Consider the following 14,125-nt stretch of genomic DNA (forward strand, 5'->3'; position numbering starts at 1 on the left):
CTTCCCCCCAGCAGATCGCAACGGTCCGTTTTGAGCTCTTGTGCCTCCGATTGAAGAGCCGGCCGCATCCGGCTGTCAACGCCTCGAAAGCGTGACGACATAACCCCGGGCTCGTTCAATTGCGCATTCCCCGTCCGTGACTGGCGGAGTTCGGACGGGAAAGTGGCGGCATTCAGACGGAATACGGCGTCCGAATGTCACCGGCGCGTATGAGGTAGCCCCGTCCCCGCGCCCCTCAAGGGCCGCTCCGGGACCAGCGACACCCTTACGCCCGGTAGAGGGCGGACGGTAGCTCGGGGCACCGCTTTCCGCTGGAAACAGGCCATAGGTCCGTATTGAACGATCTCTCCGCCCGCCGCTCGCCGGCGCCCCGGGTGCCCGGCCCGAACTTTTACCCGTCCGGGGACGGGTCGCGCGGCGGGCGCTCGACCTGACGCGCGCGTACGCCGCACGCGGCCGTGTCACGCGTCGGAGTGCGGGTCTTTCGCGGGTAGTTCCACGGTGACGCGGATCCCGCCCGTGGAGCGCGGGGTGAGGGTGAGTGCTCCGTCGTGCGCGTGGGCGATGGTCTCGGCGATGGCCAGGCCGAGGCCGGCGCCCGCGTGGCCGGTGCGCGTGCGCTCGGTGCCGCGCTGGAACGGTTCGGTGAGCGTCGCGGCCAGCTCCGGGGCGATCCGCTCGCCGGTGTTCTCGACGGTGAGCACCGCACCGCTCGGGCGGGCGCTGGTGTTCACCCACACGGTGCCCCGTGCGGGCAGGTTGTGGACGATCGCGTTCTGCACGAGGTTCGTGGTCAGCTGGAGCAGAAGCGCTTTCGATCCGGTGGTGGGGGTGATGTCGCCGGAGGTCTCGACGGTGATGCCCTGCCTTTCGGCGAGGGGCAGGAGCGATTCGGTGGCCTCCTCCGCCAGGAGGGACAGGTCGACGCGCTCCCGGGTGAAGGACCGCTGCTTGGCACGGCTGAGCAGGAGCAGCGCCTCGGTGAGGTCGATCGCCCGGGTGTTGACGGCGTGGAGGCGGTCGATGAGCTCACCCCTGTCGCGCTCCGGGTCGCTGCGGGCCACGTCGAGGAGCGCCTTCGAGACGGCCAGCGGGGTGCGCAGCTCATGCGAGGCGTTGGCCGCGAACCTCTGCTGCTCGCCGACGTGCGCTTCGAGCCGCGCGAGCATCGTGTCGAAGGCGTCGGCGAGTTCCCGGAACTCGTCCGTGCGGCCCGGTAGCCGGATCCGGTGGGAGAGCGATCCGGTCGAGGCCAGGCGGGTGGCGTCGGTGATGCGGGTCAGCGGGGCGAGCATCCGGCCGGCGAGGACCCACCCTCCCACGAGGCCGAACACCAGCAGGAACGCCAGCACCGCGGCCGCCCTCGGAGCGAAGACCTGGAGCAGGTTGGACCGGACGGGAAAGACGCCGTCGGTGCTGCCGGTGGAGCCGGGAATGATGAGCGCGCGCTCGGGGACGTAGCGCAGGAGGAACACCCACACCACCGCGAGCAGCAGGACGCCGGCGAGCGTCAGGAAACCGGCGTAGCTGAGGGTGAGTCTGAGGCGAACGCTCAACCCGGGTGGTCTGTTCACGGTCACTTCCCGTCAGGCTGGCTTCCCGTCGCGCCCACTTCCGATCAGGCTCGCTTCCCGTCGCGCCCACTTCCGGTCACGCTCTCTTGCCGTCACGCCCGCCTCCCTCGTGTCCGGCCTCCGGCTCCGCGCCGATGACGCGGTAGCCGACGCCCGGCACCGTGGCGATGATCCAGGGCTCGCCGAGCCGCTTCCGCAGTGCCGAGACGGTGATGCGCACGGCGTTGGTGAAGGGGTCCGCGTTCTCGTCCCACGCGCGTTCCAGGAGTTCTTCGGCGCTGACGACACCGCCCTCGGCGCCGACGAGGACGTCGAGCACGGCGAACTGCTTCCGGGTGAGCGCGACGTAACGGCCGTCCCGGTGGACCTCCCTGCGGAACGGATCCAGCCGCAGGCCCCCGATCTCAAGTACGGGTGGCCTGTTGTGCGCGCGCCTGCGGTCGAGCGCCCGGAGCCGGAGGACGAGCTCGCGCAGCTCGAACGGCTTGGTGAGGTAGTCGTCGGCGCCGAGTTCGAATCCGGAGGCCTTGTCGTCGAGACGGTCGGCGGCGGTGAGCATGAGGATCGGCATGCCGCTGCCGGAGGCGACGATGTGTCGGGCGATCTCGTCACCGGACGGTCCGGGGACATCGCGGTCGAGGACGGCGATGTCGTAGGCGTTGACGCCCAGCAGTTCCAGGGCGCTGCCGCCGTCACCCGCGATGTCGGCCGCGATCGCCCCCAGGCGCAGGCCGTCGCGGATGGCCTCCGCCAGAAACGGTTCGTCCTCGACGATCAGCACGCGCATGCACGCGATGCTACGAGCCGGTGCCTATCGTCGGCATATCGAAAATCCCATACATGCCGGCAACACCGTGCCGCGTTCACTGGCGGCATGAACCACAGCACGCCATCCGGCCGGCCTCGATCCGAGCCAGGACAGACGATGACGCAGGTGGACGCTGCGGGGGCGCAGGTGGACACGGCGGGGACGCGGGTGGACACCGCGGGGACCGGCCGGCGCGGCGCCGGCCCCCGGGAGACCGGCGCCCGGACCTGGCGCGCGCGCATCCGCCGGGCGATACGCGCCGCCTCCCGGCCAGGTCCCTGGAAGCGTGGCCCGGTACTCGTGGCACTGGCGCTGCTGCTCGGGCTGCTCATGGCGCTGCACGCCGGGATTCCGAACCGGATCGGCAACGCGGGCAGCCTGGTGGAGACCTTCCTGCCGTGGTTCGGCCTGCTCGTCCCCGTGCTGCTGGCCGGGGCGCTGTGGCGGCGCTCCGCCTCCGCGGTGCTCGCGCTGGTGGTGCCGGTCGCGGTGTGGCTGAACCTCTTCGGCGGGCAACTCGGCGACAGGTCCCACCCGGGCGGCGACCTCACCGTGGCCGAGCAGAACGTCGGCACGGACAACCCCGACCCGGCCGGCACCGCACGCGACCTGGCCGCCTCCGGGGCGGACGTGCTGGCCCTGGTGGAGCTGACCGAGCAGGCCCGGGGCACGTACGAGAAGGGGCTGGCCAAGGCGTACCCGTACCACGCGGTGCGGGGCACGGTCGGGCTGTGGAGCAGGCTGCCGCTGTCGGACACCCGGTCGATCGACGTCGTGGACTACGGGCCGCTGGGGGACACCAAGCCGGCCGGCGAGAAGATGCCGTCGAACCGTGCGCTGCGCACCACGGTGGCCACGGACCACGGGCCGCTGGCGGTGTACGTGGCCCACCTGGGGTCCGTACGGGCCAATCCCAGGGCCGGTTTCTGGACGGCCTCGCGGAACATCGGCGCCCAAGCGCTCGGCAGGGCCGTCGCCGCCGATGCCGGTGAGCGGGCGGTGCTGCTCGGCGACCTGAACGGCACCACGGAGGACCGCGCGTTCGACGGCCTCACCTCGCAGATGCGCTCGGCCCAGGAGGCGGCCGGAGACGGCTTCGGCTTCACCTGGCCGGCGGCCTTCCCCGTGGTGCGGATCGACCAGATCCTGGTGCGCGGCGTGCAGCCCGACAGCTCGCGGGTGCTGCCCGCGAACGGCAGCGACCACCTGCCGGTGGCGGCAGCGATCAGCTGGTGAGCACCGCGAGCCGGCCGGCGCACGTGCCGGCCGGCGGTGGGCGCGCCTCAGCGGTGGCCGTGCCTCAACGGTGGGCGCGCCTCACGGTGGCCGGCGCCTCAGCGGTGGCCGCGCTTCAGGACTGGCCGGTGACGGCCTGCGTCTCCTGCTGGAGGATCTCCTGTATCGGCACGTCGTCGTAGTTGCTGAGGACGACGCCGACCCACCCGGTGTCCGGGTAGATGTTCCAGTTGGCGGTGCTGCCGCCGGTGGAGCCGCCGCGCCCGGCCTGCCACTGGCCGCCCACGATATGGACCGGCATGTTGTACGCCATGAACGAGGGGTGGGCGGGGGCCGGCCGGCCGTCCTGGGCACCCGCATGCGGAATCTTGGCCCCGGTCAGCAGGTCGGCGTAGGGCCGGTCCAGCACCGTGCCGTCGGCCAGCGCGTGCGCGAACCGGACCAGGTCGGGCGCGGTGGCGAAGCCGTCGCCCGGGGCGTAGCCGACGAAGCTCCGGCCCGGGTTCCTACCTGGTATCTGCGGGTCCAGGCTGCCCTTGTCCAGGTTGCGCACCGCGTCCACCCGGCTGCCGTCGGCCTGCCGCATGTACGAGTGCGCGATGTGCTCGTCGGTGAGCCACTGCGGCCTGGTGTAGAACGCCGAGCCGCTCATGCCGCACCGCCCGAAGACGTTCTCGTGCACGTAGTCCCAGTACGTCGTGCCGGTCACGGCCTCCACGATCTGCGCGGCGATGGCGAGGCCGGCGCCGGCGCCCGCGGTGTGGTTCTGGGAGCCCGTGCCGGGGGCGGCCACCAGCCTCGCCTGCCTGGTCCACCCCTCGTAGAACTCGTGCACCTCCTGGCTGCTGTGGAAGACGCGTTGCGGGTCCGGCTCCGGGGCGTCGAGACCCGAGGTGCTGGTGAGCAGGTGGTGGAGGGTGACCTGCTCGGCGATGTCCTCGGCGAAGCCCGTCAGGTGGGCGCCCACCGTGTCCGACAGCCTCACCTCGCCCTGTTGCGCCAGCTGAAGGACGGCCACCGGGCAGAACGGCTGGCTCGCCGAGGCGAGGTTGACCGCCACGCCCTCGTGATTGGGGATCGCCTTCTCCCTGTCGGCCATGCCGTAGCTGCGGGACAGCACGGCCTTGCCCCGGTGCGAGAGCAGCACCACGCCGGAGAACCTGTCCTCGGCGGCCAGTTGCGCCACGTACCGGTCGTACGCTCCGCCGGGCCGGGTGTCCGGTGGGATGCCGGCGCCGTTCGGGGCCGGGTCGGCGTGGCCGGGCTGGGCGTTCATGAGCGGCGCGCCGGCCGCCACCGCGCCGGCGGCCGTCAACCCGCTCCACCCGAGCAGCCGCCGCCTGCCGATGCTCCGTGCGGGATCCGAGTCCATGGTCACGGTCCTTTCTGATCGACGGAATCGACGAACCGGCCGTCGCGGGCAGGTCTCTCGGCAACCGCTACCGGCAACCGATCACCCACCCGCGGGGTCGGTGGCTCCACTGAAGAGGGCGGACGGTTGCGGCGGCGTATGCGATTTTCGATACGTTCGCGATACGGGGCGGGTCGCCGGCCGTCGCCGAACTGGGCGAGTTGTCCGAGTCCTCGATATATAGATCCGATCTATCGACCCCATTTGAGGCTCCGTGGTGGCCAATTGCCGTCAGAAGCCTGTCTAGTTATCCGATGACTCTGTACGGTGTCGGTCTCGGGAGGCAATCATGCTGAGATCTGTCAGACACGGCACCCGGCACCGCACCCGGCACCGCACCCCGCACGGCTTCGTGCACCGCGTCCGGCACGGCACGCTGGCCGTGCTGGTCCCCGGGCTGGTGGCGACGGCACTGCTCGGCACCGGTCCCGCACGCGCCTCGGCGCCGGCGCAGCCCCCCGGGCAGGGCGCCGGGTGGACCGTGAACGGCCCCGGCCCCGCGGACCCCGTCGCCCGGCTGCGGCTGGACCCGGCGGAGGGGACGCTGTCCCTCGACGTCACCGACCACGGCAGGACGGTGATCGAGCCGTCGGCGGTCGGCATCGTCACCGAGCGGGCCGACCTCTCGAAGGGCCTGCGCTACCAGGGCCGCAGCGACCGCGTCGTCTCCGAGCACTACCGGGCGGTCGCCGGCAAGCAGAGCTCGCGCCAGGTGCTGATGAGGGAGTCCCGCTTCCGGTTCGCCGGTGCCGGCGGAGCCCGTGTCGACCTGCTGGTGCGGGCCTCGCACGACGGCGTGGCCTACCGCTACGTACTCCCCTCGGGCAGCGGCGACGTGCTGGGCGAGACCTCCGCCTTCACGCTCCCCGCCGGCGCCGAGGCCTGGCTCGGCGCCTACCGGCAGGACAACGAGAACCTCTTCAAGGAGTACCGGGCGAGCGAGGCGCCCGCCGGCGAGTACATGGACCAGGCGCTGTTCAGGACGGGCGACGCCTACGCCCTGATCGCCGAGTCCGATCTCACCGGCAGCTACTCCGCGGCCCGCCTGGTGCACGACGCGGGCTCCTCCACGTACCGGATCGGGCTGTGGGACCAGCGGGTCGCGGTGAGCGGCGCCCTGAGCACGCCCTGGCGGGCGATGATCGTCGGCGACCTCGCGACCGTCACGGAGTCCACCTTCACGGACGACCTCGCACCGGCGTCACGGATCGCCGACACCTCCTGGATCAAGCCGGGCCCCGCGCTGTGGACCTGGCTCGCGGGCGGCCGTACGGCAGGGCAGAGCCTCACCGCGCAGGAGGGCTACGTCGACTACGCGGCCCAGCGCGGCTGGCCCTACGAGGTCGTGGACGCCGGCTGGTACTTCGCGCCCGACCAGTGGGACACCACCGATCCGAACTGGCAGCAGGACAGCTGGATGCCGCAGCTCGTCGACTACGCCAGGCAGCGGGGCGTCGGCGTCCTCGTCTGGGTGCACTTCCGCGACCTCGACACCGCCGAGGAGCGCGAGCAGTGGCTCTCCACGCTGGAGAAGTGGGGCGTCAAGGGCCTGAAGATCGACTTCATGGACTCCGAGTCCCAGGAGCGGATGCGCTGGTACGACGAGATCCTGCCGGAGCTCGCCGCCCACCACCTGCTCGTCGAGTTCCACGGCTCCACGATCCCCAAGGGCATCCAGCGCACCTGGCCGAACGTGCTGACGATGGAGGGCGTGAACGGCGAGGAGAAGAAGACCAACACCCCCCAGCACCTGGCCACCCTGCCGTACACCCGCAACGTCATCGGCTCGATGGACTACACCCCGGGCGCCTTCCAGCGCGCCGAGCGCCCCAACGCGGGCTCCGACGCGAGCGAGCTGGGCCTGTCGGTGCTGTACGAGTCCGGCGTGCAGAATCTCGCGGGTACCCCCGAGTCGTACGACCAGCGCCCCGAGGCGCGCAGCTTCCTGGAGCAGATCCCGGCCGCCTGGGACCGCACCCGCCTGTTGGCGGGGAAGCCGGGCGAGAGCGCGGTGCTCGCCCGGGGGAGCGGCGGACGGTGGTTCATCGGCGGAACGTTCGCCGGAGCGGCCCACACCGCGAAGGTGCCCCTGCGGATCGACCCGGGCCCTTGGCTGGTGGAGGTGATACAGGACGGCCCTGACGGCCTGGTGCGCGTCCCGCACGTGATGCACGGCGGCCAGACGCTGACCGTGCCGGTGGTCGCCGACGGCGGCTTCGCCGCCCTCGCCTGCCGCTGGCACCCCGGTATCACCACCTGCGAGAAGGCGCCGTCCTGAGCACTGGCGGGGGCCCGTGCCCCCCGGCATGACGCCGTCCCGCCGGGGAGCACGGGCAGGCGCCGTCCACGCGTGGTCCTGAACGGTCCGCCCGCACCGCCGCGCGCCCGGCCGGCCCCGGCCGGGCGCGCGCCTGACAGCAGCGAGAAGTGACGAAGACGAAGGAGACCGTCAATGACGATGGACCGCCGCTCCGTCCTCACCGCGGGCGGCCTGCTCGCCGCGGCGGCCGTGACGCCCGCCGTCGCCGCGGCACCGGCCACGGCAGCCCCCGCCCCTGGGGCCCCCGGTCCCGCGTACGGCCCCCCGCCGGCCGGTGACCGCGCCTGGGGCGAGGTTCCGCGCATCCTCGCCCGGATCAGACCGCCGAGGTTCCCGCACCGCACCTTCGACATCACGCACTTCGGCGCCGTAGGGGACGGCCGGACGCTGAACACCGCCGCCTTCCGCGCCGCGGTGGGCGCCTGCGCACGCTCAGGGGGCGGCCGGGTCGTCGTGCCGTCCGGCCGCTTCCTCACCGGCGCCGTCCACCTGCTCAGCGGCGTCGAACTGCACGTCACCGACGGCGCCACCATCGCCTTCAGCCCGGATCCGGGGGACTACCTGCCGGCCGTGCTCACCCGCTTCGAGGGCACCGAGTGCTGGAACTACTCGCCCTTCGTCTACGCCTACGGGCAGCGCGACGTCGCCGTCACGGGCCCCGGCACCCTCGACGGGCAGGCGCGCCTCGGCCCCTGGGAGAGCTGGTACCGCACCAGCGGCATGCAGGGGCCCGACCAGCAACTGCTGCGCCAGATGGGCTCCACGGGCGTGCCGGTCGCGCAGCGCGTCTTCGGCGACGGGCACTACCTGCGCCCGCAGCTGATCCAGTTCAACCGCTGCCGGAACGTCCTCGTCGACGGGGTGACCCTCGTGGACCCGCCGATGTGGACGGTGCACCCGGTGCTCTGCACCAACGTGACCGTGCGGAACGTCACCGTCGACAGCACCCTCTACAACACCGACGGCTGCGACCCCGAGGCCTGCTCCTACGTCCTGATCACCGGATGCCGCTTCAACACCAACGACGACTGCATCGCCGTGAAGTCGGGCCGCGACGAGGACGGCCGGCGCATCGGCGTGCCCAGCGAGAACATCGTCATCCGCGACTGCGCGTTCGCGGGCCGGTGGGGCGGGGTGGCCGTCGGCAGCGAGGTGTCCGGAGGCGTGCGGGGCGTCTTCGCCGAGGACTGCACCGTCAACCCGCCCCACTTCCCCGGCCGCTACCCCGTCAAATACCCCCTGTACATCAAGACCAACAAGAAGCGCGGCAGCTTCGTGGACGGCGTCCACCTGCGCCGGATCACCGGCCAGGGGGTGGAGCGGGGGGCCGTCTTCATCACCATGGACTACAACGGCGAGGCCGGCGACCAGCCGGTCTCCGTGCGGAACGTCTTCGTGGACCGGATGGAGATCGACGGCGCCCAGGCGGTCCTGCACCTGGTGGGCGTGCCGACGGACCACCTGCGGGGCGTGCACCTGTCCCGGTCCGTGTTCACCGGCATCCGCGAGCCGGACAGCGTCGCGTACACCGACGACCTGACGTTCTCCCAGGTCTCGGTCAACGGGAGTCCGGTGTCCTGAGCACGCCCCGCTCAAGGGCCCGGGCCGGCCGGCGGGCGGCAGGCGGTACACACCGCCCGCCGCCCGCCGTGCCCTGTGGGGCCCGCCCGAGCCGGTGGCACCGGGCAGGACCCGCGCGGGTCAGGACACCGGCCGGACCCGGATCAGCCGGGTCTCACCGGGGCGCAGCGTCGCGCTGTAGGAGTCCGCGACCACGCCGGTGTGCTTGCCGGACCACAGGTCGGTGACCTCGCCGTCGCCCGTGAAGCCGACCTGCTGCCAGGTGACGCCGACCGCCGCCGAGCCGGAGGCCGCGGTGTTGAACAGCGCCACGACGTAGTCGCCGTTCGCCTCCCGCTTGCGCCACACCTGGCGGGAGCCGTCGTTCACGATCCGCTCGCCCGCCGCCCCGTCCTGATCGACGCCGATCAGCCGGTCATTGGTGAGCATCGCCCGGTCGACGGGGTCCAGTTGGGTGAGGTCGGTGCCCAGCAGCAGGGGGGAGGCCGCCATCGCCCACAGCGTGAACACCGAGCGCCGCTGGTCGGCCGTGAGCCCCACCTGGTCGCCGCCCCCGATCTCCAGGGAGTCCAGGTCGTTCCAGCCGCCCGGACCCGCGTACGGCGCCCAGGACGCCGCCGAGTCGAACCGCGAGGAGACGTGCGACCAGTCGGTCAGGGGGTAGCCGCTGCCGTTGGGACCGGGGCCGCAGTAGCACTCCACGTCGCCCTGGGTGCGCCAGCTGTTCGCGAGCTCCTTCCAGGTGGTGGCGTCGGCGATGGGGAGGTTGTTGGAGAGCGCGAAGTTGATGGGCCGCCCGGTCGCGCGCAGCGCCTTGTCCCAGGCGCGCACGTCCGCCACATCGTCGCTGCCCACCCCGTCGATCTTCAGGTAGTCCACGCCCCACGAGGCGAACTGCCGCGCCCAGGAGTCCACGAACTCCTGCGCGCCCGGCTTGCCGTAGTCGAGGTAGTACATGTTCTTGCAGTTGTAGTTCTTCTCGGACTTCGACGTGTCGGCGATGTCCTGAGCGTGGTACGGGGTGCCCTCGACCGGGGTGTTCCGGGTGACCGCGTTCTTGGCGATGCCCGGTGTGACGTAGAAGCCGAACTTCAGGCCCTTGGCGTGGATGTGGTCGGCGAGCGCCTTGATGCCCGAGGGGAACTTGGCGGAGTCCACCGCCCAGCGCCCGTAGGAGTCCACGACGAAGCCGTTGTCGTCGCACTTCTGCCAGAAGTCGTCGAGGTTGACGTACACGAAGCCGTGGGAGGCGAGGCCGCTCTTCGCCATGGCGTCGGCCTGCGCCTCGACGGCGGCCTCGGAGGGAGTGCGCCGCACGAGGCTCCAGCTGCTCCAGCCCATGGCGGGGCGGAGGGACTGGCCGTTGTCGGAGGCGGACGCGGACGGGGCGGTGCCGATGCCGGTGAGGGCCAGCGCGAGCGAGGAGAGCGCCCCGAGCAGCGCGGTGTTCCTGGTCCTGTTCATGATGTCCTTGGGGGTCGCGTGGTGCGGCGGTCGGTGGCCGGGCGGTCGCTCCGGCGGGTGGCGGGCGGCCGCGGGATGTGCACCGGCCGCCCGCCGTGTCTCACGAGCAGTCCTGCGTGGAGCCCGTGGCGCTCACCCGGAGCGCGCCGCCGGAGTCGTTGCCGCTGCCGGCGAGGCAGTAGCCGCTCACGCCCTGGAAGACGAAGTCGGCAGGGCTGTCGTCGCCGCGTGAGGCGGTGAAGTGCTCGAAGCGCAGCGCGCCGCCGGTGTCGGCGATGACGGCGGGCCGGCCGTCGTCGTCGGCGAGCCGGACCGAGCTCTGCCGGAACGTCACGTGGTCGGCGTTGTGCAGGTACCAGCCGAAGGCCGGCCGGGTGCCGATGCTCTTGGGGTTGTAGTCCGTGGGGTCGTTGCTGGGCACGGCGGTCGACATGGTGCCGTTGCCGCCGGGCACGGTCAGGTCGACGTGGTCGAAGGTGATGCCGGCGATGTGGTTGGAGCCGGACTCGCCCCACAGGGTCGGGCTGAAGGAGGGCGTGTTGCCGGTGGCGGTGATGTGGTCGTAGGTGATGTCGTGGATGTGGCCGACGCCCGGGTCGTTGCCGCAGCGTTTTCTCGTCCCGATCTTCTGCATGATCGGCGAGTGGACGCCCGTCATGGTGATGTTGTGGTAGTGGACGTCCGAGATGTCGGCGCCGTCCATGGAGACCATGCCGAGACCGGACTTGTCCGCGCCGGTGATGTCGATGTGATCGAAGTCGTAGTCCGAGAAGTCGCCGCAGGTCTCCGAGCCGAACATCAGGGCGTTGCAGCACTCGGCGGACAGGTGTGAGTCGCGCACCGTCACATGGCCGTTGGGCAGCTTGGCGCCGAGGGCGTAGTCGCTCTTGAAGACCAGCGCGTCGTCGTTGGCGGCGATGTCGGCGTTGGTGATGGTGGCGTTCGTGGTGCTGATGATGTTCCAGCCGTCACGGTCGCTCGCGGTGTCGATGTGCAGGTGGTCGGAGGTCACGTTCCTGCAGCCGTTGATGAGCGCCGCGAAGTGGCCGCCGCGCCGCAGGGTGATCCCGCTGAGCGTGAGGCCGTCGCACCGGGTCAGCGAGATGATCTTGTCCGCCTGGCCGTCGTCCGGGTTGCCCGTGATCAGGAAGCCGCCTCCGTCGATCGTGCCGGAGCCGGTGAAGCCGATGTTCGTCAGCCGGTCGCCGTAGAACATCGCGTCGTGGAAGTGGCTGTGGCCGAAGTCCTGGTAGTCGTCGTACGGGTTGGACTCCGGCTCGTCGTAGACATCCGAGCTGGATCCGATGATCGTGGCCCCGGAGTCCAGCTGGAGGTTCACGTTGCTCTTCAGGTGGACGGTGTTCTTGGACTTGTACTGCCCCGGCGGGAACTCCACCGTCCCGCCGCCCGCACCGCTCGCGGCCGTGACGGCGTCCTCGATGGCCGGGCTGTCGTTGACGTGCCCGTCGGCCTTGGCCCCGTAGTCCATGACGTTGAAGACGGCGGCCTTGGCGGGGGTGGGGTGGGCGGCCTGGTCGGTGCCGGCGGTGGCCTGGGTGCTCGTCAGCCCGAACAGGGCGGCGAGCAGGAACGCCGTCAGGGCGGCGACTCTTTTCACCCTTGGCTCTCCTTCTGTGGGAAGCGGTCGAATGCGGTGGGGACGTCGAACTTCGAAGTCGCGGTGAGAGATCCGAGGTATATGGGGTGCGTCCCGAGAGTTGCCGGTCACACCTGGTGCCTTCTGTGGCCCCACTGGGGCGGTGATGCGCGATGCCTTGGCGAAATCGTGACGAGCCCCACTGAAAGATCGGATCTCTCGCCGCAGAATCGGAATGTAACAGGGACATGACAACTGTCAATGGGTCGCGCCTGCCGGGCATCCGGAACCGGCCACGGGGCGGCCAAGGGGTGGGCGCGGGAAAGGCCGAGGGCCCTCGCGCGGTCGCGAGGGCCCTCGGAGGGGTGGGTCGGGTGCGGCGCCGGGTCAGCGCTGCCAGACGTAGGTGCCGACCGTCTTCGCCGGCAGTGTCGCGGTGAGCTGCCGGCCCTCGGAGCGCAGGGTGAGGTCCTGGTCCGCGCCGGTCTGGTTGACGACGATCACCGCCACCGTGCCGTCCGGATTGAGGAAGGCCACCGTGGTGACCGTGCCCGCGTCCCCGTAGTCGCTGTCGATCCGCTTCGCGCCCCGCTGGACGAACCTGGCGTACTGCGCGAAGAAGTTGTACTCGGGCAGCGCCCAGTAGCTGTCCCGGTCGGCCGGGCTCTGGATGAGGGGCGTCGGGTCGGGCGTGCCGAACTGCTGGCTCTGCCGGTTCTGGTCGAGCATGGTGGCCCAGGCGACGTAGCCGATCGACCAGTTGCGCAGGTACTGCGCGATGCGGTCGGCCCCCTCGGTGCCCCAGACCATCCGCTCCGTCATGATCACGTCGAGGTCCGGGTAGTCGTCCTTGAGCCCGCTCATGGCGCTCGGGTCGCCCGAGTAGTCGTGCAGCGCGATGGCCGTCGAGTTGCGGTAGGCGTCCGAGTACGCGCCCGGGGTGCCGTACAGGCCCGCGGCGTAGTCGGCCGCCTGGCCGAAGTTGTGGTCGTAGCCCCAGATCTCCGTGGCCAGGCCGGCATCGGCGAACTCCTGGTGCATCGCGTCCAGGAGCCGCTGCTCCTGCTCGGCGGAGACCAGCATGCTGGGGTACTGCTTGGCGGCGTTCAGCGGCTCGTTCTGGGGCGTCACCGCGTGGACGGTGATGCCCTGCTCGGCGTAGGCCTGCACGGTCCTGCGGTAGTACGCCGCGAACGCCGGCACGTACTCGTCGAGCAGGTGCCCGCCGATCAGGCTGTTGTTGTCCTTCATCCAGGCCGGGGCGCTCCAGGTGGTGCCGAAGACGACCAGGTCGGGGTTGATCTGGAGCGCTTCCTTCAGGGTCGCGATGACGTGGTTGTCGATGTCCTTCTGGATGGAGAAGTTCGCGAGGTCCGGGTCGGCGGCGCCGTCGTCGTAGGTGTAGAACGCCGGCTGGCTGAAGTCGGAGGTGCCGAAGCAGATGCGGGTGATGCCGAAGCCCGCGCCGGACGCCGGGTCGAAGAGCGCCCGCAGGGCCTTGGTGCGGGCGTCCGGGCTCATCAGGGACAGGGCGTAGACGGTGGAGTCCTCCATCGAGGTGCCGATGCCGAGCACGCTCTGGTACGCGGTCCCCGGATCGACGCCGATCACCTGGCCGGAGCCGCCTCCCGCGGGGGTGAACGCGATGTCGTCCTGCTTGCTCAGCGCGTACGCCACCCCGGCCAGACCCGTGGCCGGATCCTCGTACCACGCACCGCTCTTGGGCTCGAACCCGTCGGCCGTCGACTCCGAGCTGAACGTCACCTGGGCGGCGTCGGAGGCTCGGGTGCCCCTGGCCGCGGCGCCGGCCTGATCCGGCAGCAGCAGGGCGGATCCGGCGGCGGCTGCCCCCGCGGTGGTCAGGGCGAGGAAGGCCCGGCGGCTGAGCCCGGCGCGCAGCCGCGGGGGAGTGGGGGACGCGGGGCCTTGCGGGGTGGGGGGCATCTGCTGCTCCGTGGGGGTCTCGGCCGGCAGCGGCGGGCGCCGGCTGCGCGGGTGCGCTGGCCGCGGTGGGCGTGCCCGGCAGGCGGGGAGTGCCCGCTGCTGGGCGGTGACGCGGCGTCACGCGGGTGTGGAGGGCGCCATGGAAACATACTTACCAAGTACTTGGTAAGGCTCTGGTCCAGACTTACTC

At 71.3% G+C, this 14,125-nt stretch carries 9 protein-coding genes; 3 read left to right on the forward strand and 6 right to left on the reverse strand.

Annotated elements, in window-relative coordinates; genetic code table 11:
* Nucleotides 1-461: 461 nt before the first annotated feature.
* Together Sm713_RS16400 and Sm713_RS16405 are read right to left on the reverse strand one after the other, a co-directional pair.
* Nucleotides 462-1,574, reverse strand: a complete 1,113-nt coding sequence (locus Sm713_RS16400) for a HAMP domain-containing sensor histidine kinase (protein WP_212910350.1) — start codon at nt 1,572-1,574, stop codon at nt 462-464.
* Nucleotides 1,575-1,650: 76 nt separating this feature from the next.
* A complete protein-coding gene (locus Sm713_RS16405) occupies nt 1,651-2,361 on the reverse strand; it encodes a response regulator transcription factor (protein WP_212910351.1) in 711 nt (236 codons plus the stop codon).
* A 138-nt stretch (nt 2,362-2,499) separates the two neighbouring features.
* Between Sm713_RS16405 and Sm713_RS16410 the strand changes: the two genes are divergently transcribed.
* Entirely contained in the window at nt 2,500-3,618 is a 1,119-nt protein-coding gene (locus tag Sm713_RS16410) for an endonuclease/exonuclease/phosphatase family protein (protein WP_212910352.1), read from the forward strand.
* Between the two features lie 115 nt (nt 3,619-3,733).
* Here the strand turns inward: Sm713_RS16410 and Sm713_RS16415 are convergent, their stop codons facing one another.
* Nucleotides 3,734-4,990 (reverse strand): serine hydrolase, encoded by a 1,257-nt coding sequence (locus Sm713_RS16415; RefSeq protein WP_212910353.1) that lies wholly within the window; start codon nt 4,988-4,990, stop codon nt 3,734-3,736.
* Nucleotides 4,991-5,318: 328 nt separating this feature from the next.
* Between Sm713_RS16415 and Sm713_RS16420 the strand changes: the two genes are divergently transcribed.
* Entirely contained in the window at nt 5,319-7,307 is a 1,989-nt protein-coding gene (locus Sm713_RS16420; RefSeq protein WP_212910354.1) for a glycoside hydrolase family 97 protein, read from the forward strand.
* 174 nt (nt 7,308-7,481) lie between these two features.
* Nucleotides 7,482-8,930, forward strand: a complete 1,449-nt coding sequence (locus tag Sm713_RS16425; protein WP_249416330.1) for a glycoside hydrolase family 28 protein — start codon at nt 7,482-7,484, stop codon at nt 8,928-8,930.
* 120 nt (nt 8,931-9,050) lie between these two features.
* On the opposite strand, the gene Sm713_RS16430 is transcribed toward Sm713_RS16425, so the two are convergent.
* From Sm713_RS16430 to Sm713_RS16440, 3 genes are all read right to left on the reverse strand, one after another.
* On the reverse strand, nt 9,051-10,394 hold the full coding sequence (locus tag Sm713_RS16430; protein ID WP_249416331.1) for a glycoside hydrolase family 27 protein: 1,344 nt from the start codon (nt 10,392-10,394) through the stop codon (nt 9,051-9,053).
* Between the two features lie 100 nt (nt 10,395-10,494).
* The gene (locus tag Sm713_RS16435) at nt 10,495-12,012 is read right to left on the reverse strand and encodes a glycoside hydrolase family 28 protein (RefSeq protein WP_249416332.1); all 1,518 of its coding nucleotides are present in this window, start codon (nt 12,010-12,012) and stop codon (nt 10,495-10,497) included.
* A 366-nt stretch (nt 12,013-12,378) separates the two neighbouring features.
* A complete protein-coding gene (locus Sm713_RS16440) occupies nt 12,379-13,935 on the reverse strand; it encodes a glycoside hydrolase family 30 beta sandwich domain-containing protein (protein ID WP_212910355.1) in 1,557 nt (518 codons plus the stop codon).
* Nucleotides 13,936-14,125: the final 190 nt, after the last annotated feature.

Source organism: Streptomyces sp. TS71-3, assembly GCF_018327685.1.
Lineage (GTDB): Bacteria > Actinomycetota > Actinomycetes > Streptomycetales > Streptomycetaceae > Streptomyces.

Excerpts from the sequence above, each read along its gene's own strand:
- Sm713_RS16405 (WP_212910351.1), bottom strand. The coding sequence starts at position 2,361 with ATGCGCGTGCTGATCGTCGAGGACGAACCGTTTCTGGCGGAGGCCATC.
- Sm713_RS16410 (WP_212910352.1), top strand. The coding sequence starts at position 2,500 with ATGACGCAGGTGGACGCTGCGGGGGCGCAGGTGGACACGGCGGGGACG.
- Sm713_RS16415 (WP_212910353.1), bottom strand. The coding sequence starts at position 4,990 with ATGGACTCGGATCCCGCACGGAGCATCGGCAGGCGGCGGCTGCTCGGG.
- Sm713_RS16420 (WP_212910354.1), top strand. The coding sequence starts at position 5,319 with ATGCTGAGATCTGTCAGACACGGCACCCGGCACCGCACCCGGCACCGC.
- Sm713_RS16425 (WP_249416330.1), top strand. The coding sequence starts at position 7,482 with ATGACGATGGACCGCCGCTCCGTCCTCACCGCGGGCGGCCTGCTCGCC.
- Sm713_RS16430 (WP_249416331.1), bottom strand. The coding sequence starts at position 10,394 with ATGAACAGGACCAGGAACACCGCGCTGCTCGGGGCGCTCTCCTCGCTC.
- Sm713_RS16440 (WP_212910355.1), bottom strand. The coding sequence starts at position 13,935 with ATGCCCCCCACCCCGCAAGGCCCCGCGTCCCCCACTCCCCCGCGGCTG.